Source organism: Armatimonadota bacterium (assembly GCA_016125185.1).
Lineage (GTDB): Bacteria > Armatimonadota > Fimbriimonadia > Fimbriimonadales > Fimbriimonadaceae > Fimbriimonas.
The window spans coordinates 305237-327511 of record WGMG01000004.1 but is presented as its reverse complement, the minus strand read 5'-3'; the positions used below and the strand labels follow the sequence as shown (position 1 = coordinate 327511).

Genomic DNA, 22275 nt, shown 5'->3' with positions numbered 1-22275 from the left:
GCGGTTGAACCTAGATTCTACCCTACAGACGGTTCAAATTGCCGGGAAGGCGCAGGGGATGGGCGGAGGCGTTCCAAGTAGAATGAAGGGGTGGGTCTCTACGAGTCGCTCTTCCGTCCGCTCGCCTTTCGAATCGACCCCGAAAACGTGCATGAAAAGGTCATGCACCTCATCGCCGCCGGGCTGATTCCTGGTCCTTCCACGCCACTTGAACGGGACCCGGTCGAACTGTTCGGTGTGCGATTTCCCAACCGGATCGGGCTCGCGGCGGGCTTCGACAAGAACGCGTTGGCCGTGGACCAGTGGCATCGCTTCGGGTTCGGATATGTGGAGATCGGCACGGTGACGTGGCACGCCCAGCCGGGCAACGACCGGCCGCGAATGTTTCGGCTGCCGGACGATAAGGCACTGATCAACCGCATGGGATTCAACAACGATGGCGCGCAGGTGGTGGCGGATCGGTTGGCGAAGGGCCACCCAAAGATTCCGGTGGGTGTGAACCTAGGGAAATCGAAGATCACTCAGCTGGAGGAAGCCCACGAGGACTATCGCCAGAGCTTTTCGGTCCTGCAAGATCATGGAGATTACTTCGTGGTGAACGTCTCAAGCCCCAATACGCCAGGTCTGCGATCCTTGCAGGACAAGGAGCCGCTTCTGCGCATTTTTGGCGCGCTACGGGACGTGAACGCCGAGAAACCGCTGTTTGTGAAGATCGCGCCGGACCTGGCAGAGAGCGCAATCGAGGAGATTTTGGGGGTTGCGGTCGAGATGCGGCTGACGGGCATCATCGCGACGAACACGACGATCTCGCGAGAAGGCTTGCAGACGAAGGATGCAGCATTGGTCGCGCAGGCGGGCGGGCTGTCGGGTCGGCCGGTGTACGAGCGGTCGAACGAAGTGCTGGCTCTACTGAAGCGCCTTGCGCCGCCGGAGATGACGCTGATCGGAGTCGGCGGGGTCTTCGACCGGGCGGACTATCTGAAGAAGCGCGAGCTTGGGGCGGAGTTGGTGCAGATCTACACAGGTTGGATTTACGGCGGGCCGGGTCTGGTTCCGAGGCTTTTGGGCTAGGTTTTGGCCGTGCACAGATTCGTAATCTTGGCTCAGTTCTTTTGTGTAAGCGGGACGCTGTTGGGCGATTCGGCTCTTAAAACCCTCAGAACCTCTGCTTTCAGGTTCAAAATTTAGGCCCAAGCCTCGGCACTGAGGGAGCGCCCGAATCTTCGTCCCTCCCACTGATATCGTTGGTCCATCCTTCGAACCTGCCTAAGCTTCAGAGACACAGCTAGAAGAAGAGCTTGCTGAAGAAGTAGACGGTCATGATGAAGCCGTAGATCGCGATGTAGAAGCGGAGCTTGTCTGGGTTCACCTTCAGCGACATACGCGCGGCGGCAAAGCCGCCCACTATGCTGCCGCAAACCAGCACGATCGCGACGTTGAACAGCACCAGCCGCTTGATGACAAAAACGATCGAGCAGGTGATGTTGATGATCGTCCCCAGCCAGCTTTTGACGGCGTTTAGCTCGTGAGTGGTGCCCTCCATGTAGAGGGCGAAGCTGGCGAGCATCATAATGCCCATTCCCGCACCGAAGTAGCCGCCATAGACCGACACAATAAATTGCAGGATCATGCCGAATGCCGGGCTCACAGTGACGTGCTCTTTGCTCGCCAGGAGTTGCTTGACCTTCGGCTGAAACCACAGCAGGATGGACGCGAAGAGGATGAGGAAGGGGATGATGATCTTGAACGCCGTGTTGGACGTGTTCAGAAGCAGGAGGGCTCCCGCGATGGAGCCGAGCGTCGTCGGGATCAGCAACTTTCGAAAGTAGACGCCGGTCTTCTCGAGGTTTTCCTTTCCAAAGCCGATGCCGCCCGCAAACGATCCGGGGAAGAGCCCGACCGAGTTGGTGGCGTTGGCAATCTTCTCGAAACCCGGCCCCATCAACATGGTGATGACCGGGTAGGAGACCAGCGATCCCCCGCCCGCGACGCTATTGATTCCACTGGCCACCGCGCTGGCAACGAACAGAATCGCACCATCGAGCGGCGAAATGGAAGAAAGCGACATTAAAGGGATTCTATCTGACCGAGCACATCGGCCAGTTCGATGGCGGCAAGAGCGGCCTCGCGCCCCTTATTGCCCATCTTCAATCCAGCTCGATCCAGGGCCTGATCCTGCGTATCTGGCGTCAGGATGCCCCACGTGACGGGTCGACCGTATTCGGTCTGCAGGCTCATCAGCGCACCACCTACATCGCCGCCAAGGAGCTTGGCGTGCGGAGTTTGGCCCTGCATGATGCACCCGAGGGCGACAATGGCGTCCACCCGTTTCTTCGATTCGAAAAGCCCCTTGGCGACGGCAGGAATCTCCCACGTGCCGGGCACATGGACCACGATCACGTTCTTGGCGCCGTGACTCTCCAGTTCGGCAAGGGCACCCGCCAGCAATTCCTTGGTGATGAGCTCGTTCCAACGGCTGACGACGACGGCGAACTGCCGCTTGGAGGCGTCCATTTTGCCGCGGATCTCTTTCATATCAGTAAGTATGGCTTCTCAGCGCCGCTTCAGAAGGAGCAAGAGCACCGGCGCGCCCAAAATGGATGTGATGACGCCCACCGGGTAGCCCGAGCCTTGGTTGCCGCGCTGGGCGATGGTGTCGGCCAAGAGCAGGAGCAACGCGCCCATCATGCCCGACAAAGGCAACGACGCGCGGAGGTCGACGCCAACGATCTTTCGCGCCATATGCGGCGCGACCAGTCCGACGAAGCCGATGATGCCCACCGGTCCAACGGTCGCGGATACCATCGCGGTCACGCAAACCAAAACGAGGGCGCGCATTCGATGCGGGTTGACGCCAAGCGATTGCGCGGCTTCCTCGCCCAACGATAGGGCGTTGAGCCTCGCCGAGGAGCGATACAGGATGCCAAAACTGATGGCGAAAACCACGGCCATCAGGATCGTTGGGGGCCAGAAGGCGCCATCAATGCCTCCCATCAGCCAGCGCAATACTTGGCCCTGGTCCCGACCGGCGAAGAGGATGATGAACGACAGCACGGACGACAGCATCGTCGAAACGACCACACCGGCAAGAAGGAGAGTTGGCGTCTCGACCACCCCCCGGCGGCGGGCCAAGGCCGTTACCAGCATCAGCGATGCCAGGCCAGTCACGAACCCGGCGATTGGCATCGCGAGCCCGAAGAGGGCGAACCCGAACCCCAGCATGTTGACGACGGCGGCTCCCACGGCGGCCCCGGAAGACGCTCCGATGATGTACGGCTCAGCGATCGGGTTACGGAAAAGGGTTTGGAGCGCGGCACCAGAAACACCCAGAATCGCTCCTACGAGCACACCCTGGGTCGCCCGAGTTAGGCGGAAGGTCCACACGATGGAGTTTGCCGCCGTATCGCCTCGGTTGCCGCGCAGGAGTTCGCGAGCGACATCGAGCGGCGTCGTGAATCCGTTCGTACCCAGCCCGATGTGGAGCAGGAAGGCGAAGACGAGGGCGCAGAAAGCCACCACCAAAAGGATTCGTGAGGACTTCTGCATTTCGCCTAAAGGTTATACTCAAAGTGCGTTGAAAACCTTGTCTCTTTCGCAGCGAACAAATATTCTTAAGCCGTCTCCGACCCTTGCGATCACTGCAAAAGCGAATGCTTTGCGAGCAGAGGGCGTCGATGTGATCTCGTTTGGCGCGGGCGAACCCGACTTCAACACGCCCAAACCGATCTGTGACGCGGCCAAAGAAGCGCTGGATAGCGGCTTTACGAAATACACGCCGTCGGCGGGTATCAAGGAGCTTCGCGAGGCGATCTGCGGCAAACTGAGTCGCGAGAACGGCCTGGACTATGCGCCGGAGCAGATCATCGTGAGCTGTGGCGCAAAGCACAGCATCTACAACGCTATGCAGGTGTTGGTCGATCCGGGCGACGAAGTCATTCTCATCGCGCCGTACTGGATGACCTACGCCGACCAGGTTCAGTTGGCGGGCGGCGTGCCGAAGGTCGTGTACACCTCGGCGGAGAGCGGATTCGTGCCGAGCATCGATCAGATCAAGGAAGCGGTCTCGGATCGTACCAAGGCGATCCTGCTGAACAGCCCGTCGAACCCGACCGGCGGCCTCCTCTCGGACGATATTCTTCGCGGCATCGCCGAACTGGCCCAAAAGCACGATTTCTGGGTCATCGCCGACGAGATTTACGAGCGACTGATCTACGGCGAGACGTTCCGGTCGTTCGGCACTTACGGCACCCAGGACCGCACCATCACGGTCGGCGGATGCAGTAAGAGCTACGCGATGACGGGCTGGCGAATCGGCTTTGCCGCGAGCCCGCTCCCGGTCGCGAAGGCGATGAGCAACTTCCAAGATCAGGTCACCAGCAACCCCACGTCGTTCGCCCAGCGCGGCGCAGTGGTGGCGTTCAATCTTCCTGCCGAGAGCGTGGAAGAGATGCGAGCCGAATTCGAAATTCGCCGCAACCTGATCGTCGGGCTCCTTTCCGAGATTCCAGGAGTCAAGATTCAGCCGCCGAAGGGTGCATTCTACGCATTCCCGGATATTTCGGCTTGCCTACTTCCTGGCGAAACCGATATCCAACTCGCCGAGTATCTGTTGGAGAAGGCTCACGTCGCGGTGGTTCCCGGTACGGTGTTCGAGGGCGCCGGACACATCCGGCTGAGCTACGCGACCAGCCGCAAAAACATCGAAGAAGGCGTCCGCCGAATCAAGGACGCGCTTTCGCATCGCCAATGATCCCTAAGAGCATCCCCCTAAAGAGCGAAGAGATGTTTCGGCTGGCGATGCGGCATCGCTCGGCGTCGCCGAGCGACATCTGCCGGAGCTACGAGCGGCTCGAGTTCTTTGGGGATTCGGTGCTGGGACTGGTTGTCGCGCAGTATCTGTTCGAACATCATCCGAATTGGGACCAGGGCATGATGTCAAAAGCCAAGAGCAGCGTTGTCCAAGAGGCTCCACTGGCCGAGATCGCCAAGAAGCTGGGACTTGAGGCCCATTTGGAGTTGAGCGCGAGCGAAGAGACCACTGGCGGACGTCAACGCCCTTCCATCCTCGCCGATGTGGTCGAAGCGATCTTCGGCGCAATCTATTTGGAATCGGGTCTTGAGGTAGCTCGCTGGTTCATTCTTGAACAATTGAACCCATACCTTCTGCGCATCAGCAGCGGAGACGTGAACCCCGACGATCATAAGTCGAAACTGCAGGAAATCGCCCAGGCGATTTGGAGAAAGACGCCGAATTACCGTGTTTTGAATGAATTTGGCGCCGCTCACGATAAAAAGTTCACAGTTGAAGTACTATTTGATGAAGAGGTCATCGGTGAGGGCACCGGTCGATCTAAAAAGGAGGCCGAGCAGGCAGCGGCCGCCGAAGCCATTGAAGTCATCCGGCGTAACGTTCGCATGTAGCGGGCACTAGCAATAATACGGGTTCTCGGGCATACTTACGGGCAAATGGTCCCAGGGGCACCGAAATTGCTGGCTCATTGTCTTCAAACGTATCTAGCGATAGCTTGAAAGTAGGTAATTACAAATGAAGGGAATCTTTGTAGGAGCGCTCATCACCGGACTCGCGGGCTCTGCCATGGCGCGCCCCGAGCTGAATGCATTCATCAATAAGCCGGCGAACTCTGTTCCCGAGTTGATCGCACAGATCAAGTCGGACAAGCAGGTTGCTGATCGGTTCATGCGCCATTTCTCGATGACCAAAGACGAGGTTCTCGAGTTTGTTGGCTCTCTGCACCTCGGAACTCTGAAAGAGTCGGGCTACTACACCATTTACAGCGCGCCGGACACCGGCATCATCAAGGCTCACGTCTCCTTCTTCAAGAAGGGTACGCCTGCCTTTGTTGACGAGGATGGCAATGCGATCCTCCGCGCCAAGTGCGCCAATCCGTTCGTCCGTGGACCGATCCGACCGTACGCCCTTTCTTCGGCTACGGTGACCGATTCCGTGTCCACGCCGATGATCGCCGCCGCTCCGGGAACCTCGGTTTCCGAAGGTCCGATGATCGCTTCGTTCACGCCGCCGACTCCGCCAGTACCGGAAATCGCGACGCCGATCACCATCAAGACGACCCCGACCGACAGCGCGCCGCAGCAGTTTGCCGCCAGCAGCATCGGATCGATTATCGGTCTTGGCGGTGTGGCCAGCTTCATCAACCGAGGCCACACGACCCCGGTTCCAGAGCCCGCTTCGTTCGCCGTGCTCGGCATCGGAGCACTCGCCCTGCTTCGACGACGCAAGAAGTAAAGAGACCGAGCTATCGCTTTGAAAAGCCCCCCTAAGGAAGGTGGGGCTTTTTTGCGTTTAGACCTCTAACAGCGTGGGGCTGATGGGCTGGTTGAACGAGACCAGGCCGTCGTCGGTTGAGTAGTAAAGGTTCTCCAGCCGGATGCCGCAATTCCCTTCCAAGTAAATCCCGGGCTCAATGCTGAAGCAGTTTCCGTGTTCCAACGGCTTATCGTTCGTCGAGTTGATGTTCGGCTCTTCGTGGACCTGCATCCCGATGCCGTGGCCGGTTCGGTGGGTGAAGAACTCGCCGTACCCGGCGTTCTCGATCACTTTTCGCGCGGCGGAATCCATGTCCATCGGCTTGATGCCAACCCGGCCGAGTTTGCGAGCGGCCTCATGCGCCTCATAGACGATGCGATAAAGGTTCTTCTGCTCGTCGGTCGCCTTACCGAAAACGAAAGTGCGCGTGATGTCGCAGCAGTAGTGCTCGTACGTGCAGCCAAAGTCGATGAGCACGATGGTGTCGGGCTTAAGGCGCGTTTTGTTGTTGATGTGGTGCGACTCGGCCGACCCGGGGCCGAAACAGACGCTACAGAACTGCGGCTCGCCGCCCCAGTTTTTCATCTCCGCTTCGATCATCTCGCGAACTTCGAGCTCGGTGATGCCCTCACGGAGCTTCCCCTTCACCAGGTCGTAGGTTTCGTCGGCGATCTGCCCGGCTCGCTTCATCAAGGCGAGTTCGGCGTCGTCCTTGCGGGCCATCAGCTCGGCAATGACAAGTCCGCCCGGCTTGAAGAGGGCGGCGGGCAAGGCCGTCTGCATCTCGATGAGCATCTTGGCTGGCATGTGGTCGTCGACGGCGATGACGCCAGATCGCAGATTCCAGTCCTCGGCCATGTCCAGAAAATGCTCGATGGGGTCCTCGCCATCGCGCCAGGCGCGGATGTCTTCGATGCCGATGCGTTTCGCTTGGATCTGGCTCAGCGCCGGACAGATGAGGCGCGACTGACCGGATTTGTGGATGGCGAACGTGAGAAACCGCTCGTGGCCATCTTCGAAGAAGCCGGAAAGGTATCCCATCGAAACCGGAGTCTGGGCGAGGAACGCGTCGTAACCGGAATCGTTGAGGTACTGGGCCAGCTTTTGAACTCGGGGCATATGCGTCTAGTATTCCCCAAGTCTTGGCCCAGCGGCATCGGCATAGCCTCTATCTATTTCCCTAAGACGTACTTGTCCAGCCACGGAATCCAACGCGCCCACTGATCCATCAGCGATTCGCGGGCGATCTGTCCGTGGTCCTCGTACGGGTACATATACAAAGCCGCCGGTTTGCCGATGCTCTCCAGCACGTTGAACATGCGGATCGAGTTGATTGGGTCGGTGCCCACGTTCTGATCCTCCATTCCGCAGTACATCAGGAGCGCGCCGCTCATGTTCTCGGCGTGTAGAAGCGAGGACATCTCTAGGTACGTGTTCGGAGCCTCGAACAGCGTGCGGCGTTCGCTTTGGAACGCGAGCGGCGTGAGGGTGCGATTATAGTTCCCGGCGCCCGCGATGCCCGCCTTGAAGAACGGTGTGTGCACCAAAGCGTTGGCGGTGCTGAAGCCGCCATAGCTGTGTCCGCCAATCGCCAGTTTGGTCCGGTCGATTAGCCCCTTGGCATCCAGCAAATCGATGGTCGCCGAGAGGTTGTTGCGCAGGTCGTTGACGTAGAAGTCGTTGACTCGTTCGCGCGGACCGATGATGGGGCAATCCGGTTCGACCAGCGCCCATCCGCGGCGAAGCAACAGTTGCTTCGGGCTGCCTCCCAGGTTCGGGAACAGGTTCTTGTTGCGCACAACCGCGCTTCGGTCGTAGGCCGCCTGATCGTCATACTCGCGGGGATAGAACCAGAAGAATGCGGGCAATTTCTGCCCTTCGACGTACCAATCCGGCATCGAAACATTGACCCAGAACTTGATTCCGTCTGCGCGCGTTACCTGGAGCCGATACTTTTTCGCCCCCGTCAGGTCCGGAGCGAGGTCCGCATTGTGGGTGATCTGCTGACCCATCTTGCCGTTTTCAAACAGGAAGTTGTTCGAGATTTCGGTGGGCGACTGGTGGTCGATCACCAGCTTTGAGCCGTCGGGCGAGACGATCCCGTCGATGGCTTCATAGGCGTTTTCGGCCGACTCCCACACGTGGTTCACCTTGCCGCTGGCCACATCGAACGAGTCGAGAAAGGGTCGTGGCGGCTCTTTTTCGGCATTTCGACCGGTATGAGTACCTTGGAGGAGGACGAATCCGGGCGATAGATCGAGGGTCCTGACGCCGAACTGGTTAGGGGTCAGAACTGGGTTGCCCGCGAGTTCCATCGGGTTCCCGGTTTTCCAGTTCCACAGGTTCCGCTTGGCCGAGTCGGCCAAGCCGACTTCGACTTCCGTCGTCGTCCCGTTCGTCGATTCGGTGAAGTAAATCTTCTTGCCGTCGGGCGAAAAATCGAGGTTACTGAAGCCCTTTTCGCTGGTGTACAGCACCTTCACGTCTTCGGGCCGGAACGGCGGCGACCAGCTGACCAACTCTTCTTTCGTCGACTGCTGGGCGGCCGCGCCGGGGCCACCTCGGCGGCGCTGGGAGGCTTCGCTTCCGAAGACATCATCTGTCTTCGAGCCAGCGTTAGCGGTGCGAACGTAGATCAGTCCGTTGCCGTCCGGCGCCCACATCATCTGTCGACGCGGTGCTTGCTCGCTCGGGGTGGTCGGCGTTCCGGGGGGTGGAGGCGCAGGATTTCCTTCCTGCATTTTGTTGGTGTCGAGCACGGTCAGGACCTTGCCAGATGTATCCCAGATACCCTCGGTCGTCCCGAATTCGGACGCCGGAACGAGGTAGGAGAACGGCTTCTCGACCGTTGTCACGCGGAAGAAATCGGCAGAAGGCGCAGAGTCGATCGAACTGACCATCGACGGCAAGCCGATCTTCTTTTCCCCGCCCTTGGCGATGTCGACGACTTCCAACTGCCCGGTGATGAAGTACTCCAACCGCTTCTTGTCGAGCTCGTTTTGCAACAGCGAGCGGTAGGTGCGCAGGCGGTTGGCGTCTTTGTTCGTCACCTGCACCTTTGGCTGGGCCGCCACCGGACCCGCGACCGGCTCTGGCCCGCGATTGCTCGGCACGAAGATACCGATGATGCTCTTGGAGTTTCCGACCCACTCGGGCGAAACTCGGGAGGCGAGGAGCGCATGCGACGTCAACTGCCACGTCTTGTCGCGCCCCACATCGTGGAGGTAGATCGTCGAGGCATCCGGCGTGTGGACCAGGAACATCAGCGTGCGGCCGTCGGGCGACCAAGACGGGTTGCTCACCCACGCTCCGGTCGGAGGCTTGATCTCCCGCTCCTCGAAGGTGGCGGCGTTGGTGAGGACGATGGACTCGCCGGTACGGTACGACATCGTTCGCGCGCGGTTGGCGTGGCAGTCGATCATCCATCCCGCCATGTTCTCGTACGGGTTGGCGAGATCGCTCAGCAGGACCTGACCGCGCGACTTCACCCGGGCGAACCACGTTCGCGAACTGTTGAGGTTCGAGAGCGTGAACTGCTTGTAGCGGGGGAGGTCGAAGTAGCTCGCGATCTCCTTTGGGGGCGTCAGGTAGGCCTCGGTTTCAAGCGGGTTGGTCGTTTGGCCGAACGCAAAGCCCGCCAGGAACATGCAGGGGATGCTGAACGATTTCACGCTTGGAGCATAGCCTAAAACGCTTCGCGAAGGCTCAGAATCTGGGCGACGACTTGCTCCGGGGCGAGGTTGGTGGTGTCGATGACCGGGTATCCAGCTTCTCGAAATTGGGCGGGCATGGAGTCGCCGAGTGAGCGCACAAAGTGTTCGATCATGAGCGGATCAAAGCTCTTGTTCTGCCTCTCTCGGTTACGGGTGAGGTTGGTTTCCATTTCGGCCCGAAGGCAGATCACCTGCGCCGGACCGGCGTGTTCGAGGAAGGTTTTGACGTCTTCCAGCGAAGAACACTGCTCGGCGACGACAGCGAACCCTGCGTCGGCGTAGGTCTTGGCCGATTTCCCGACGGCGGCATGGGCGAGGTGGAACTGGAGCGTCGTCTCCTCGTTCCAGTTCTCGCTCGGCTCCGAAAGGCCCTTGACCACCAGCTTGCGAAAGGTGTCGATGTCGAAGAGGACGGCACGGTCGAATCGCTCTGCCAGCAGACGAGCGGCGGTGGACTTGCCGACGCCGGGCGCACCAGCCAAGAAATAGATCGGCCCTCTTTCGGTCGGCATGATCAGCCGAAGTATACTAAGGACTCATTGCCCGATCGTCTAATGGCAGGACAACTGTTTTTGGTGCAGTATGTCTAGGTTCGAATCCTAGTCGGGCAGCCAATGGAATTGAGGTGGGATGCATCGCATCTCGCCTCGATTCTGTTTTTGACCACCCCTTTCGAGCCGCGAGTAAGAATCTAAAGGGGATTGACACCCCCTGGAGGAAATGAGCAAGTTCAGAAACCAGATGGAAACTCGGAAAGCAAGATACAATTGAGCCGGTAAGGCCCGTGAAACCTTCTTGTGCGCGAAATTCGAAAAACCCGGCGGTGAAGCGCTATTTTGAGACGCCGAGCGTGGTTGTGACGGAAGCCCTCTACCCTTCGGAGGTCATGGGTGAACTCCATGCTCATTCCTGGCCGTATTTCAAGGTCGTCCTCAACGGAATGTACCGCGAGCTTGAGAAAAATCGGTCGATCGAGCATCACAGGCAGTCCATCGCGACCCAACCAATAGATGAACCGCACCGGACTCACATTGCCGCCTGCGGATTGCATTATTTGCGAGTCGATCTGGCCCCAAGTTTTATCGATCAAATCGACGATCGCCTGGACTGCAAGCAGAGAAATCTGTTTTGGGAGCCCCAAAACATCAACAGCGGCCCCCTTCTGCACCTTGGCTCAAAACTGTATTCGGCTTGGAAGAATTGGGACTTTGCCTCTCCGCTCATCTTGGAAGGGCTGATTTTGGAAATGACGGGCGAGGTTTTGCGGGCAAATCAACCTGAGCATGCCTATCCGGCGTGGATGAAGAAACTAGAAGATCGGCTTCAATCGAACCTAGAAGCGGGCACCCGCCTCGCGGATTTATCCCTTGAACTGGGAGTACATCCGGTGGTGATGGCGCGGTGGTTCCGGAGAAAGCATCGTCAGTCGATTGGCGAGTATGTTCGAGCACTTCGAGTCGAAAGAGCCACCCACGACCTCCTGCATTCGAACCTCACGCTGGGGGAGATCGCCATCCGCGCCGGATTTGCCGACCAAAGTCATTTTGGGAGAGTTGTCAAGCGATTGACGGGGGCCACGCCCGGCGATATTCGTCGCGGAAAGAGTCCGTTCCGTTCCAGTGAGTTCTGATCGATCTATACACCGGCGCCCACGCCCAGGCGTAATGGATGAGCCATGATTCTTTGCTGTACGGCTTTTGCGCTCCTCACCGGTCCATTTTCGCCGATCCGTTCCCAGGCTCCGGCGCCCGGGCTGTGGACCGATATCGACCTAAAGGGGCTCGATCGAACGGCCGACCCGTTTGAGGATCTCGATAGGTTTGCCAATGGAATGTGGAATGATACGACCGAGATTCCGGCCGACCAGGCGGCTTGGAGTGTGGGCCAGATGGTCAAGTCGCAAAACCAACTCAAGCTGAAAGCGATCCTGGAGGAAGCCTCTCAAGCAAGGTCCGCGGTTCCCAATTCGACAACCGGAAGACTCGGAACCTTCTATCGATCGGCCATGGATGAGGCCAGAATTGATCGCGAAGGCGTGGCACCTATCCAGCCTCTGCTCAGGGACATCGATGAAGCTTTGGATAAAGGGTCCATTTGGCAGGGCCTACCTGACATCTACCGGCTCACAACCGTCTTTGCGCCAATCCAACTTGAAACCGCCGTCGATTCGAAGAACCCGAAGCTGCTTGATCTCGCCATTAGCGTTTCGCAGCAAAGCCTTCCGGAGCGAGGATATTATTCGGACGCCGATCACCGGTCTCAATCTATTCGCGATGAGTTTCGATCTCATATGAAACGAACATTTATGCTCGCCGGCGACTCTGAAAGTCGGGCCACTAGCGAGTCTGACGACGTCTTCGAGATTGAAAAAGCGATATCGGCCGGTGGCAAGAGCGATTCTGAGCCGACGCAAGCGATCGGCGTAGAAGGGCTAAACAAGCTCTCGAAAGGTTGGCATTGGGATGCCCTTTTCGAAAGGCTCCACATCTCGCGAAAAACGTCGATTCAAGTCGAGGACTTGGGTCATCTCAGGTCTGTTCTCGACCTGATAGAGACTCTGCCGGCGGCAAAATGGCGAAGCTACTTTCGGTGGCAACTCTTGCGAACGGCCGCCCCGGCCCTATCGAAAGAATTTGCCGACGAAGACTTTCGATTCAACGGATCGGTCCTCTTAGGGCGGCATGAAATCATGCCGCGATGGAAAAGGGTGGTGGTGTGGGCGGATTCGGAGATTGGCGAGGATCTTGGTCGAGAGTACGTTGTCAGGCATTTTCCAGAGTCGTCACGATCGAAGGTGAAGGGCATGATCAAGGAGCTCATGACGACCCTCAAAGCGCAAATCCGGAGCAGTGATTGGCTGAGCGATGCGGCAAAACGGGACGCCCTGAAGAAGCTCAGTTCGACCACGGCCAAGGTTGGCTATCCCGACAAGTGGAGAGACTACTCGGGTCTGAAGTTTGCGGATACATCATTTGTGCTCAATCTGCTCGCGGCCAAGCGGTTCAACGAGGGGTCCGAGCTGAAGAAGGTGGGCCGTGTGGTTTCGACCATCGATTGGGAGAATTCTCCGCAAACCATCAACGCGTACTGCAATCCGGACGCGAATGAGGTTGTGTTTTCGGCGGGAATTCTGCAGCCTCCATTCTTCGATCCTTCGGCATCGGATGAAATCAATTTTGCCCAGATCGGTTCCGTCATCGGGCATGAGCTCACGCATCTTTTTTGGTGGAAAGGGAAGGACGCGGCGGAGTTCGATCGACGAGCCTCGCTTATTGTGAACCAATACAATGCCTTCACCATTCTCGACGGTCTTCACGTCGACGGCAAGCTGACGCTGAGCGAAGATATCGCGGATATTGGAGGGCTGAAGCTGGCTTATGTGACTTGGAAGCGAATCGCATCGCGCCAAAAGGATCTTGGTCCGGTGGATGGATTTACGCGTGACCAACGGTTCTTCATTGCTTATGCCCAAAGCTGGCGAATGGTGGCTCGACCGGAGGCGGCGAGGAGCTGGCTTAAGACGGATGTGCATGCACCGGCAAGGTTCAGAATCTTGGCTCCTTTGACCTACTTGCCTGAGTTTGCAAGTGCGTTTGGGCGACAGTCGGTTCCCAGAGAGGGAAGCATTTGGTAGCCGTACATCCTTCTGGCTACGGTCAAAAGCGTTTTGAAAAGCATCCGTGATGGGCAACCAACCGAAATGAGGTGGCATGTATCACATCTCACCTCAATTCTGTTTTGGCAGCTCCTTTCGAGCCTTGGGAGAGAGTCTTGAGCCGAGCGACAGTCCAGCGAAGGAAAATCAGGCTAAGCCGGTCAATCGCCTTGGCCTTCACTCAAGGTGATAGAATTCACATCAAGGATTCACTCTGCACGAGGTGCGTTATGCTTGTTGCTTATCTATTGGCCCTAAACTTGCCGACCCACGTTCGCTCTCCCAAGATCGGCGAATTGCTCGATTCCTGGGCAGGCAAGAGCTTTCGCCAGCTACCTAGTCAATCGAAAAGTCAATTTCAGAAGTTCGTGAATGGTCACTTGCTGCGAGCAAGGGACAAAGGCGGCTTTATTGGAATCACGGATTTGGACTTTAATGATCAAGACGGCTTCGTCTGGAAGTTTTCCACGACCCCCAAAAAATCCTTCCTCATCTACTTGAATCCCCACAACGGCATGGTCCCGAGCGCCGAGCGCGCTTGGCTCTTTATCGTTGACGGAGACGGAACGATCCTTCGCCGTGCGGACTTTGATACCGGGTGGCGGATGTATGCCAATGGGGCCACCTACTCGAAAGTCGATTGGATTTCGAAGCCGGTGCTGATCCAAACGATGGTCGCAGGCGTGAACGGTCATGGTCCACGCAAAATCTACATTGGCTTCGATGGACTTCGTCCGGCCGTCGTGAGGATTGAGGATGACAAGGGAGCGGTACGAAAAATGGATTACTTCGATTCGTACCATGTCGTTGGGCCAAAAATCCAGAGCACAACCAAACCCTCAATGCTTCGAGCCCTATTAGGGAATAACGAAGTACGGCGGCTCGAAGCATTGGTTTGGCTTTCCGGCGACTTCATAGACCGCTTCTCCGACTTCAAAGACCTCACAAAGGCTGATGCAACGAGGCACACTCAGTTGGTCAAAGATAAGGACATTTCCAACGCACTGAAGACCCTTCGAGAAAGTCCAAATTCTTACGTAAAGCAACTTGCACAGGCCGTAAACTTGCCGTAAATCTTTGACCTCCGAAGGGAAGCGGGCCCAGGCGATCGAGCTCTATGGGGTCGACATATTTATACTCGTAATGAGTCCTTGCTTGTCGATGGAAACAAACCACAGAATGATTTTTCGACCGTAGGTCCCTTCGTAAACCGCCGTTCTTCCACCATCATCGATCTCGTTCTTCACCAATCGCAAGGCAGTCATCTTTCCTTGTGAGGACGCGAATGGGATGATGAGGTTTCGCGAGTCGTCGACGAGCTCCTGCGTGTTCGCCGCGAACAACTCGGTGTCCAATTTGCCTTCTCCAAGGCCCCTAATAAACCTTTCGTACTTCGCTCCCATTTGGGGATTGGGTTCGGATAGAGTCTTGTCGGCGCGTTTGGGTCGAGGGGGCAGAATAAGGTCCGCAATGCCTTGGGCCAAGTAGGGATACATCCGTTGCTGGTTCTGGAGAACCACAATCGAAAGGTCGTCGTCGAGAAATCGCAGGAAATCTGAAAGCGCCGGCCCACCACTGTGTCCTGCGACCCGGCGGCCTTCGTAGGTGCGGACCACCCACCCTATCCCCCAAGATGTTTCGTCCCCATTGTTGAGCTTCTGCTGACTCCACATCGTCCGTTGGGCTTCACCATCTAGGAGCTTCCTTTTGTCGAGAGCGATCGCCCACTTTGCCAGGTCCGAGGCCGAGGAGTACAGTCCGCCCGCCGCGTAAGCATGAATCGGATAGAGGAAAGAGAACGGAGTTTGCGACGTGCCGTTCCAGCGGTAAATCGACGACCGCTTGGGAAGCAATTCAGATGTTCTTATGGGCCCAAGTTCGGTTGCAAAGTCAAATCGAGTGCTTTCCATTCGAAGCGGTTCGAAAATATGACGCGACAGATAGCGGGGGTAAGACTCTCCAGACAGCTTCTCGATGATTGCCGCAAGTAGGATATAGTCGGACGAAGCGTAGCCCGAGGATTCCCCAGGCACCTGAGTCAACTGAAGCCTGGATAGTTTGGCAACTGCATCTCCGACCGTGCTCTGGGTATTCAATCCCTCGGCCTCCGGGACTCCAGAGGAGTGACCAGCAAGATGGAAGATCTTAACTGCGTCCCAGTCCTTTGGCAAACTGGGCAGGAACTTCCTTGCCGAATCTTGTAGCGAAAGCTTGCCCGTCTTGACAAGAAGCATCAGGGCAGATCCTGTAAATGTCTTGGTCGTCGACGCGATCTGCATCTCGGTATCTGTCCTCATCGGAACCTGCCACTCCAGGTTCGCTTTACCGTAGGCTTTGAGCTTTATAATTCTTCCGTGCCGGACCACCGCGACCTGCAGTCCCGGAATGTGGTTCCGTGTCATCTCCTTGGCCAAATACCGGTCGATCGCATCGGCTTGGACAGCAGAACTGAGGAGAAACATTGCGGAGACAGTAGAGCATGCGAGGGCGCGATTCGGCATCACTTAGTGAGAATACAAGTTGGAAATAGGGTCTGAGCTTGGCTTCGGCTTGACTTCATACACATCAGACATAATGTATGAACTTGACGGAAATTGACTGGAAATCGCTAGGTTTACGTATCGGATTACTGAGAAGTCGGAAAGGGCTCTCGATCCGAAAGGTGGCAGACATTGCTCAGGTCGATAAGAACACTTATTTACGGCTTGAGCGTGGACTTCCCGTCCGGCAAGAGTCCTTGGAGAAGGTCTGCAGAGCACTCGGAACAACGCTTGGGCGACAGAAGCTGGATCTCCCGGGGCCGCAGGATGCTTATGCCGTCTCCATCGCGGCAGAGCGAAAGTGGGAAACAGATCCCGATCTAATGAGCTTGCATAGCCCAACGGATTTAGACGATGAAGCTCGGCGTCTTCAGCTAGGGTGGTCTGGAAAATGCCTTGGATTCAACGGCTTTCTCGCCTGCGAACTGTTTGGCGGCACCATCGTCTCGTCCATCGTCGAGCTGTTCGGACGGTGTACCCTCCGAAGCTTTCGTGGCCAGGAATTGATCTATTGCCTTAGGGGAAGCGTCGTTTTGAGCGTCGGAAAGGATGAGGTGTACCTGAATACAGGGGATGCTGTTTGCCTATGGGCGGAAGAGAGCCATACGGCTAGACCAAAGCACACCGTTCAAGAAGGGCGGAAACCACCCGCTATTCTCTCTGTTCGTGTCGAAGGCTCGGTTCCGGAGCACTATCTGAAGCGCCAGCGATAAATTCGCGATTTACCTCGGTGCGAGTGCGAATTCTTTCGTGAAGCAACTTGCTTAGGCTATAGGTTCCATTCTCAACGATCAAGGTCGTTATTGGGATCATTTTGAACCACCGGAAGAAGCGGACGGGCCAACGATCTGGATATCCGTCACCGGATGGATTTCCCAGCAACTGGCCCGCCAGATATTCGACCCGTTGGGACTGTCGATCAGCGAGTTCGGCCGATGCTCCTGATCGTCGAACAGGTAACCCGAGATGTGGACATGAGTGCCCGGCTTGAGCGTGGAGACGAGGGTCGAAGTCGACCAATCGTGCCCGCTCTGAACCTGCTCGATCCTCACCCTCGGCGTGACCTCTACGATGACGCAGAACTGCTTGTCGTGTTGATTCGCGTGCTCCAGATTCGGCGAGACATAGATGTGCGTGTCCATGTACTGCGGGTCTTGCGACTTGCAGTTGCACGACTCGACGCCGCCCGGCTTCACGTAGGCGATGTAGCCGTCGATTTCGGCCGTCTGGTCTTCCGAGATCGTAACCGCCTTGCCTTGTTCGTTCTTGCCGACCTTCGAATCTGGCGCGGAGTTAGGGCTGCTCGGTTTGGGGTCGCTGGGTGCGCTCGCGAGGACGGCGATCGTCGCATCGCCATTGAAGTTATCGTCGGCGCTCGGCATCTCCCATCGATTCTTGAGCATGTTCGCACTGAATTCCCACTGTTTCGGGGTGGCGTTCCCGGTCATGGAACACCCGTTGGCGAGGGTGTCGAGGCTGCCGGGAGTCGGACCGTTAGCGGGCGCTACCACACCGAGCCCGGTGACGACCGCGCCGGTCGCGACGACGACCGCCGTCTTCGCTGCGATGGCCGTCTTAGACCATGATCCGGCTCCCGCCGGATGCTGGCGCTTGGTTTTCGTGGGTGGCTTCGGGGTTGTTGGGTTTTTCTTCATGAGTCAGTCCCTTACGCCTTTTGGTTGCCCGCCGCAGGAGCGGCCTGAGGACTTCCCCCGTTCTTGAGCGAGATCACTTTGCTGAGAGCGTCGAACCAGAACGGCGCACCAAGACAAGCCGCAAAGGTCGTCATGAGTAGTCCGATCAACTTCAGAAAAAATTCCCACCACGTCGCCGGGTATCGGTGCTCGTTCGCATGGTCGTATCCGGTCTGCCACGGGAAGGTACCGGACCACCCGATCAGACCAAAGACATTCGACTTCGCGGTCTGAAGCTCAGGCGGCAAAGGCGTGACCAGTTCCGACGACGGTTGGTTGGCAGCCGACGATGAAGCAGAAACATTAACCGGCGGCTGAAGTTTCGCCACCGTCTGAGCCTCGGCGGCGAGTTTGACCGACACTTGGGGGTTGGTCCAAAGCGCCTTGGCGAGCATCAGGGTGTCGGCGTTGACCATCAGGCACAGAGCAAAGGCCACACAGAACGTCACGACCTGCATTTGCCCCTTGTAGAGAGCTGTCGCACGATCCATCGTCGCACCATACCAGCGCTCAATGCCCTGTCGAAAATCATCGAGGCTTTTGCCAGCCGCGACCGCGAGAGGCTTTAGAGTTTCGAATACCGTATCGCCGAGATCGCCACTCTTCGCCGTTTTGGCGGCGTCCAACCGATCCGATATCTCGGTCTGACTATCGGCTGCATTGAGACCAATTAGGTCGAGGACGGCAATCGAAAATACGCCGGATGGAATGAAGCTCGTGTCCTTGCCTGGGGGCGACAAAGCGTCGACTAAGTTATGATCTAAGATGTTGCGCGCAAGTGTGGCCGACTGCTCGTCTTCTGAGTTCTGAAACAGGCTAGTAAGCGCTTTCCACAAAAGCTCTTCGCGAAGCTGAAGCATGCGCGAGATGGACTCGTTCAGCGAGGTACATACGAGCGAAAGAACGAGGAAGAACAAGAGCAACCCCGCCGCAACGTCAAGAATCGGTGTTTGAAACATTTCCCCAGCCCCTTTGGGCATTAATAATCAAACTATCGGATAGGCAAAAGTACTATCTAAAGTTCAATTAGCCCCATCATATTGCACGATTCACGAAAAGTCAATCGCTTATCTTTCCACATTTAGTCGTTCGACAAAAATGTTTTAGACAGAGATGCCAATGCGAATCTCAATTTCACATTGGTAACCCGATAATATCCAGACATTAAGTCTTAGATTCGACTATAAGATATTCACATTTGGATTATCGTTGGTCGTACCCGCTCGGACACCCGCCGCCACTCGGATCGCAGATACGATTTCGGCATGACAGCCATAGATGCTGGCGGTTGCACCCCAAACCCACATCGAGGGGAGGTTCACTCGGCCAAACACGAATGAATTGCCGGTCAGAGTCACTCGCTGGGCGACCACAAAACTGGCCGGCTCGCTAAACGTGTTGTCGGTCATCTTGATCTCCGAGTACACCTGCGGCGCCTTCGAAATCCAATCGACAAGCGTCTTGGCATTGCCCGGCGTAGCCGAGACGGACATCTTGGCGAAGATGTTATTTCGGCACCAAAGCCGACCCGCGTTCTGCCATTGGATGTCGCGCGCCTTATCGGCGAGATCGAACGTCGGGAAGCCAGCCGGGTTCGATCCGTACAGGATGACCGGATGGAAGAATTGACAGTTGTCGATGTGCGCCTCGATGATGTTGTTCAACAGCACTAGCGAAGCCGGCTCGGGTACGACCGCCGCCGCTTTGGAGGCCGCAGCTTCGGCATTGGCATCGAACACCGGCGCGATGGTGAGGTTCGTCCCAGCCGCTGCCGCTGCTGCTCCGAGATTCGCGGCCGTCGTCAGGCGAGATAGGTCGATGTTCGTGACCGGCGGTATGGTCGTAGAAGGGGGTGCGGTCGTCGTCGTTGCGGGCGGAGTAACCGGTAGCGCAGCGATGGTATCGAGTGCCGTTCCTTGACTAATCGCCGAACTGATGAACTGACTGCCCGATTTGGATAGTGCAATCAGCGAATTGCTGAGGTCGGTGAGTTGAGCAGCCGTGGGGTTCGGCGTGGTCGCCAAAGTCAGAGCTTTGCTAAGGTTATCGTCCTCTAGGCTCAGATTCTGAAGCGCAGAACCCGCGTCTGTTTGCAGTATTCCAGGGTTCGGATTATTCGTCAGCGACGCCTTCAGCGCCTTCTGCAAAGCTGGAGCATCACCCGCCGCAAGGGCGGTTCGCACATCCTTGGTGAACAGGCCCCCAAGATTTGTTCCCAAGCTCGAAGCGCCATAGAACAGACAATCGCTGAACTGCAGCCTCCCTGCAGATTGCACCACCACCGCCATCGAATCGGCCGTGATCTTATCGGGACTATAATCGAAGTCGACCCATAGGAATTCGCATCGATTGACGCTTCCAATCGCCATGCCCATTGGGAGGTCCAACATCTGGAACCGTAGGTCGCTGACCTTCAGCCATTTCAGCTTTTGGATGCCCAAGACCTTCTCAGCCACGAGCGTCGTCAAGCCACGAATGCCACTGATCTCGACCGCCACGAACCCGGCCTTGCCGACCATCATGTCGTAGACTTCCTTGCCCAGCTTGTACGTTTCACCATCCAGGCAGAAGCAAATGGTCTTGACCTTGCCTTGCAGGGCCTTGATCGCTTCCTCCATCGTGGCAAACTCGCCACGCTTGCCAATGCTCACACAGCAACTCGTGTCGTTGTGGATATCGCACATGCGATCGAGCGCGTCCTTGACCGTCGTCACTCCGCTCAGGATCGAGCATTGGTCCGGCGGGTTATAGGCAACCTCGTCTGCAGTGCGGAGGGTGGCCGTGAACTCGATGGGCAGATGGGTTTCATTTCCATCGGCATCCAACAATACAGCCCGCACTTTTTGGAAGTAGGTCGTCGGGTCTAGCGTCCATTGAATGCTGGCCAAACCGTTCGAATTCGTAGGGGCCGGATTCGTGCCGGTCAGCGTGCCGGAACCCTGCACAACCGAGTACTTCACCATGGCACCGGCGATAGGAATCTTCCCGCGCGACACGCCGCTGGTGAGCGGCTCAGGCAGGGTCAGCGCGGTCGCATTACCCTTGATCGGCGGAGCCTCTTGACCGTCACCGCCGCCGTAGAACAACTGAATATCTGCGTTCAGCGGCGCGTACGGATTGCGGCAGTCGCGCAGAACCGCGTTCGCGTCGATGTCCACGATCGCCAGCGGCGCGTAGTGGTGAGTTGTGCCAAATTTGGGCAGCAGCGTCGGGTCGTTGACGCCATTGAGGGGCCAGAGAACGTCGCCCAAAATGGAGCGGGCGGGGATCAGCCAATAGTCGCCAACCGCATATTGACCGGCGGCGATGCGAATCCAAACTCCATCCTCAAGCTGAACGTACGTGCCGAAGCCGGGCGAACCGCTCGGCACGGGCTGATCCGTGTTCGCGCCTTTCCACTGCGCGATGGTCTGCGCGCCGGCCGATTCCCAGCGTCGCGCCTTCAAGGTCGCCGCATCGTAGGTAGCGGTAATCGCCGAACCGGCAGGGTCCAGTTGCAGATCATTGCCGGAAATCTGATTGATCTTGAACAGATCGCCCGCCTCACCTCGCGTCTCGCGAGGAAGGTCGATCAGCTCGATCCAGTCGCCAGCGGCAAAGCTCAGCCGCTGGTCGCGACCGACCTGCACGACGGTGACGGTGCGAGCGGCGGTGACCGACGCCTTGCTGACCACGGAGCCGTTCTCGCGCGACCACTTGAATGTGGCAGTGGTCGCAGTTCCCGAAACGTGAACCTCCACGCGATAGAGTTGGTTCTCGGGGCGGCGATATTGGGCATCGGCTTTGGGCACGCAGACCGCAGTGTTGGTGGTGGCTTTGGCGATCGCGGCGAGCTTGCCGGTCGAGGGGTCGGCGACCTGTTTGAAGGCGTCGGCGCAAGTGATATTGGGGTCGGAAACGGCCAGCGTTCGGGCTCGCCAGACGATACGTTGGCGACCAGCGGTCTCGCGTCCGCCGAGGGCGGCATCGCTCAGGTTGGCGTCGTCCCAAAAGCTGATGAACTGCTCGTAGACATCCAGATACACCAGCGCTTTGCCAGTGGTCGGATCGCCGGGAAGAGGCAGAAACGGCTGGTTGGCGAACTGGACCTGGGCGTCGTTCTCGCACAAAATGCCGTCCACGTAGTAGTGGCCCGGGCCGATACTGATTTTCTTGCCCGAGACGGTGACCACAAAGCCGCCGTTAGGCAAGGCGGGTGTGATCGGCGTACCGGCGAGGCCGACGATATCCTGAATCGCCGTCCTCTCGAAGTACTTCCGAATGTCCTCGTGCTCGTTCCAGTCCGCGTCCAGCGTAATGCGGCCCTGCTGGACCTGCACGCTGGAGTACCGCTTGGACTTATCGAATGTCGATCGCGTAATATCGCTTTTCATTTGCCACCAGTGAG

18 protein-coding genes and 1 tRNA gene are annotated in these 22275 nt (G+C 57.5%); 9 read left to right on the top strand and 10 right to left on the bottom strand.

Annotated features, from left to right (window positions below; genetic code table 11):
* Positions 1-90: 90 nt before the first annotated feature.
* Positions 91-1071 carry a quinone-dependent dihydroorotate dehydrogenase gene (locus tag GC165_06960; GenBank protein MBI1332603.1) on the top strand — a complete coding sequence of 327 codons (981 nt, stop codon included), beginning with the start codon at positions 91-93 and terminating at the stop codon, positions 1069-1071.
* A gap of 214 nt (positions 1072-1285) precedes the next feature.
* On the opposite strand, the gene GC165_06955 is transcribed toward GC165_06960, so the two are convergent.
* Genes GC165_06955 through GC165_06945 form a run of 3 tightly spaced genes read right to left on the bottom strand, consistent with a single transcriptional unit; the run spans position 1286 to position 3546 of the window.
* Complete coding sequence (locus GC165_06955) at positions 1286-2068, bottom strand: TSUP family transporter (protein MBI1332602.1); 783 nt, start codon at positions 2066-2068, stop codon at positions 1286-1288.
* Positions 2068-2535 (bottom strand): 6,7-dimethyl-8-ribityllumazine synthase, encoded by a 468-nt coding sequence (locus GC165_06950; GenBank protein MBI1332601.1) that lies wholly within the window; start codon positions 2533-2535, stop codon positions 2068-2070. Before GC165_06950 ends, GC165_06955 begins: the two co-directional genes overlap by 1 nt.
* Before the next feature lie 18 nt (positions 2536-2553).
* On the bottom strand, positions 2554-3546 hold the full coding sequence (locus GC165_06945; protein ID MBI1332600.1) for an iron chelate uptake ABC transporter family permease subunit: 993 nt from the start codon (positions 3544-3546) through the stop codon (positions 2554-2556).
* On the opposite strand from GC165_06945, the gene GC165_06940 reads away from it, so the two are divergent.
* From GC165_06940 to GC165_06930, 3 genes are all read left to right on the top strand, one after another.
* The gene (locus tag GC165_06940) at positions 3476-4750 is read left to right on the top strand and encodes an aminotransferase class I/II-fold pyridoxal phosphate-dependent enzyme (protein ID MBI1332599.1); all 1275 of its coding nucleotides are present in this window, start codon (positions 3476-3478) and stop codon (positions 4748-4750) included. The two genes, GC165_06945 and GC165_06940, sit on opposite strands and share 71 nt — an antisense overlap.
* The gene (gene rnc / locus GC165_06935; protein MBI1332598.1) at positions 4747-5421 is read left to right on the top strand and encodes a ribonuclease III; all 675 of its coding nucleotides are present in this window, start codon (positions 4747-4749) and stop codon (positions 5419-5421) included. The genes GC165_06940 and rnc overlap by 4 nt, the downstream gene beginning before the upstream one ends.
* A gap of 124 nt (positions 5422-5545) precedes the next feature.
* Positions 5546-6265 (top strand): PEP-CTERM sorting domain-containing protein, encoded by a 720-nt coding sequence (locus tag GC165_06930; GenBank protein MBI1332597.1) that lies wholly within the window; start codon positions 5546-5548, stop codon positions 6263-6265.
* Between the two features lie 57 nt (positions 6266-6322).
* On the opposite strand, the gene GC165_06925 is transcribed toward GC165_06930, so the two are convergent.
* The 3 genes from GC165_06925 to GC165_06915 are packed head-to-tail and all read right to left on the bottom strand — an operon-like array spanning position 6323 to position 10511.
* Entirely contained in the window at positions 6323-7405 is a 1083-nt protein-coding gene (locus tag GC165_06925) for a M24 family metallopeptidase (GenBank protein MBI1332596.1), read from the bottom strand.
* 53 nt (positions 7406-7458) lie between these two features.
* Entirely contained in the window at positions 7459-9957 is a 2499-nt protein-coding gene (locus GC165_06920) for a prolyl oligopeptidase family serine peptidase (protein MBI1332595.1), read from the bottom strand.
* 14 nt (positions 9958-9971) lie between these two features.
* The gene (locus GC165_06915; protein ID MBI1332594.1) at positions 9972-10511 is read right to left on the bottom strand and encodes an AAA family ATPase; all 540 of its coding nucleotides are present in this window, start codon (positions 10509-10511) and stop codon (positions 9972-9974) included.
* 28 nt (positions 10512-10539) lie between these two features.
* On the opposite strand from GC165_06915, the gene GC165_06910 reads away from it, so the two are divergent.
* From GC165_06910 to GC165_06895, 4 genes are all read left to right on the top strand, one after another.
* Positions 10540-10613: transfer RNA gene (locus GC165_06910), tRNA-Gln, on the top strand.
* A gap of 209 nt (positions 10614-10822) precedes the next feature.
* A complete protein-coding gene (locus GC165_06905; GenBank protein MBI1332593.1) occupies positions 10823-11629 on the top strand; it encodes a helix-turn-helix domain-containing protein in 807 nt (268 codons plus the stop codon).
* A gap of 45 nt (positions 11630-11674) precedes the next feature.
* Positions 11675-13633, top strand: a complete 1959-nt coding sequence (locus GC165_06900) for a hypothetical protein (protein ID MBI1332592.1) — start codon at positions 11675-11677, stop codon at positions 13631-13633.
* A 389-nt stretch (positions 13634-14022) separates the two neighbouring features.
* On the top strand, positions 14023-14727 hold the full coding sequence (locus tag GC165_06895; protein ID MBI1332591.1) for a hypothetical protein: 705 nt from the start codon (positions 14023-14025) through the stop codon (positions 14725-14727).
* A 42-nt stretch (positions 14728-14769) separates the two neighbouring features.
* Here the strand turns inward: GC165_06895 and GC165_06890 are convergent, their stop codons facing one another.
* Positions 14770-16155 carry a serine hydrolase gene (locus tag GC165_06890; GenBank protein ID MBI1332590.1) on the bottom strand — a complete coding sequence of 462 codons (1386 nt, stop codon included), beginning with the start codon at positions 16153-16155 and terminating at the stop codon, positions 14770-14772.
* A gap of 77 nt (positions 16156-16232) precedes the next feature.
* On the opposite strand from GC165_06890, the gene GC165_06885 reads away from it, so the two are divergent.
* Complete coding sequence (locus GC165_06885) at positions 16233-16907, top strand: helix-turn-helix domain-containing protein (protein ID MBI1332589.1); 675 nt, start codon at positions 16233-16235, stop codon at positions 16905-16907.
* 96 nt (positions 16908-17003) lie between these two features.
* Here GC165_06885 and GC165_06880 read toward each other — a convergent pair whose 3' ends face one another.
* From GC165_06880 to GC165_06870, 3 genes are all read right to left on the bottom strand, one after another.
* Positions 17004-17849: a hypothetical protein gene (locus GC165_06880; GenBank protein ID MBI1332588.1), complete on the bottom strand. Its 846-nt coding sequence runs from the start codon at positions 17847-17849 to the stop codon at positions 17004-17006.
* A gap of 11 nt (positions 17850-17860) precedes the next feature.
* Positions 17861-18847: a hypothetical protein gene (locus tag GC165_06875; GenBank protein ID MBI1332587.1), complete on the bottom strand. Its 987-nt coding sequence runs from the start codon at positions 18845-18847 to the stop codon at positions 17861-17863.
* A 222-nt stretch (positions 18848-19069) separates the two neighbouring features.
* Positions 19070-22261 carry a hypothetical protein gene (locus GC165_06870; protein ID MBI1332586.1) on the bottom strand — a complete coding sequence of 1064 codons (3192 nt, stop codon included), beginning with the start codon at positions 22259-22261 and terminating at the stop codon, positions 19070-19072.
* Positions 22262-22275 lie beyond the last annotated feature (14 nt).

Bases quoted from the DNA above. Each gene is read 5' to 3' on its own strand.
- GC165_06925 (MBI1332596.1), bottom strand. From the start codon at position 7,405: ATGCCCCGAGTTCAAAAGCTGGCCCAGTACCTCAACGATTCCGGTTAC.
- GC165_06950 (MBI1332601.1), bottom strand. From the start codon at position 2,535: ATGAAAGAGATCCGCGGCAAAATGGACGCCTCCAAGCGGCAGTTCGCC.
- GC165_06930 (MBI1332597.1), top strand. From the start codon at position 5,546: ATGAAGGGAATCTTTGTAGGAGCGCTCATCACCGGACTCGCGGGCTCT.
- GC165_06885 (MBI1332589.1), top strand. From the start codon at position 16,233: ATGAACTTGACGGAAATTGACTGGAAATCGCTAGGTTTACGTATCGGA.
- GC165_06945 (MBI1332600.1), bottom strand. From the start codon at position 3,546: ATGCAGAAGTCCTCACGAATCCTTTTGGTGGTGGCTTTCTGCGCCCTC.
- rnc (MBI1332598.1), top strand. From the start codon at position 4,747: ATGATCCCTAAGAGCATCCCCCTAAAGAGCGAAGAGATGTTTCGGCTG.
- GC165_06875 (MBI1332587.1), bottom strand. From the start codon at position 18,847: ATGTTTCAAACACCGATTCTTGACGTTGCGGCGGGGTTGCTCTTGTTC.
- GC165_06915 (MBI1332594.1), bottom strand. From the start codon at position 10,511: ATGCCGACCGAAAGAGGGCCGATCTATTTCTTGGCTGGTGCGCCCGGC.
- GC165_06900 (MBI1332592.1), top strand. From the start codon at position 11,675: ATGATTCTTTGCTGTACGGCTTTTGCGCTCCTCACCGGTCCATTTTCG.
- GC165_06880 (MBI1332588.1), bottom strand. From the start codon at position 17,849: ATGAAGAAAAACCCAACAACCCCGAAGCCACCCACGAAAACCAAGCGC.
- GC165_06955 (MBI1332602.1), bottom strand. From the start codon at position 2,068: ATGTCGCTTTCTTCCATTTCGCCGCTCGATGGTGCGATTCTGTTCGTT.
- GC165_06890 (MBI1332590.1), bottom strand. From the start codon at position 16,155: ATGCCGAATCGCGCCCTCGCATGCTCTACTGTCTCCGCAATGTTTCTC.
- GC165_06870 (MBI1332586.1), bottom strand. From the start codon at position 22,261: ATGAAAAGCGATATTACGCGATCGACATTCGATAAGTCCAAGCGGTAC.
- GC165_06940 (MBI1332599.1), top strand. From the start codon at position 3,476: ATGTGGAGCAGGAAGGCGAAGACGAGGGCGCAGAAAGCCACCACCAAA.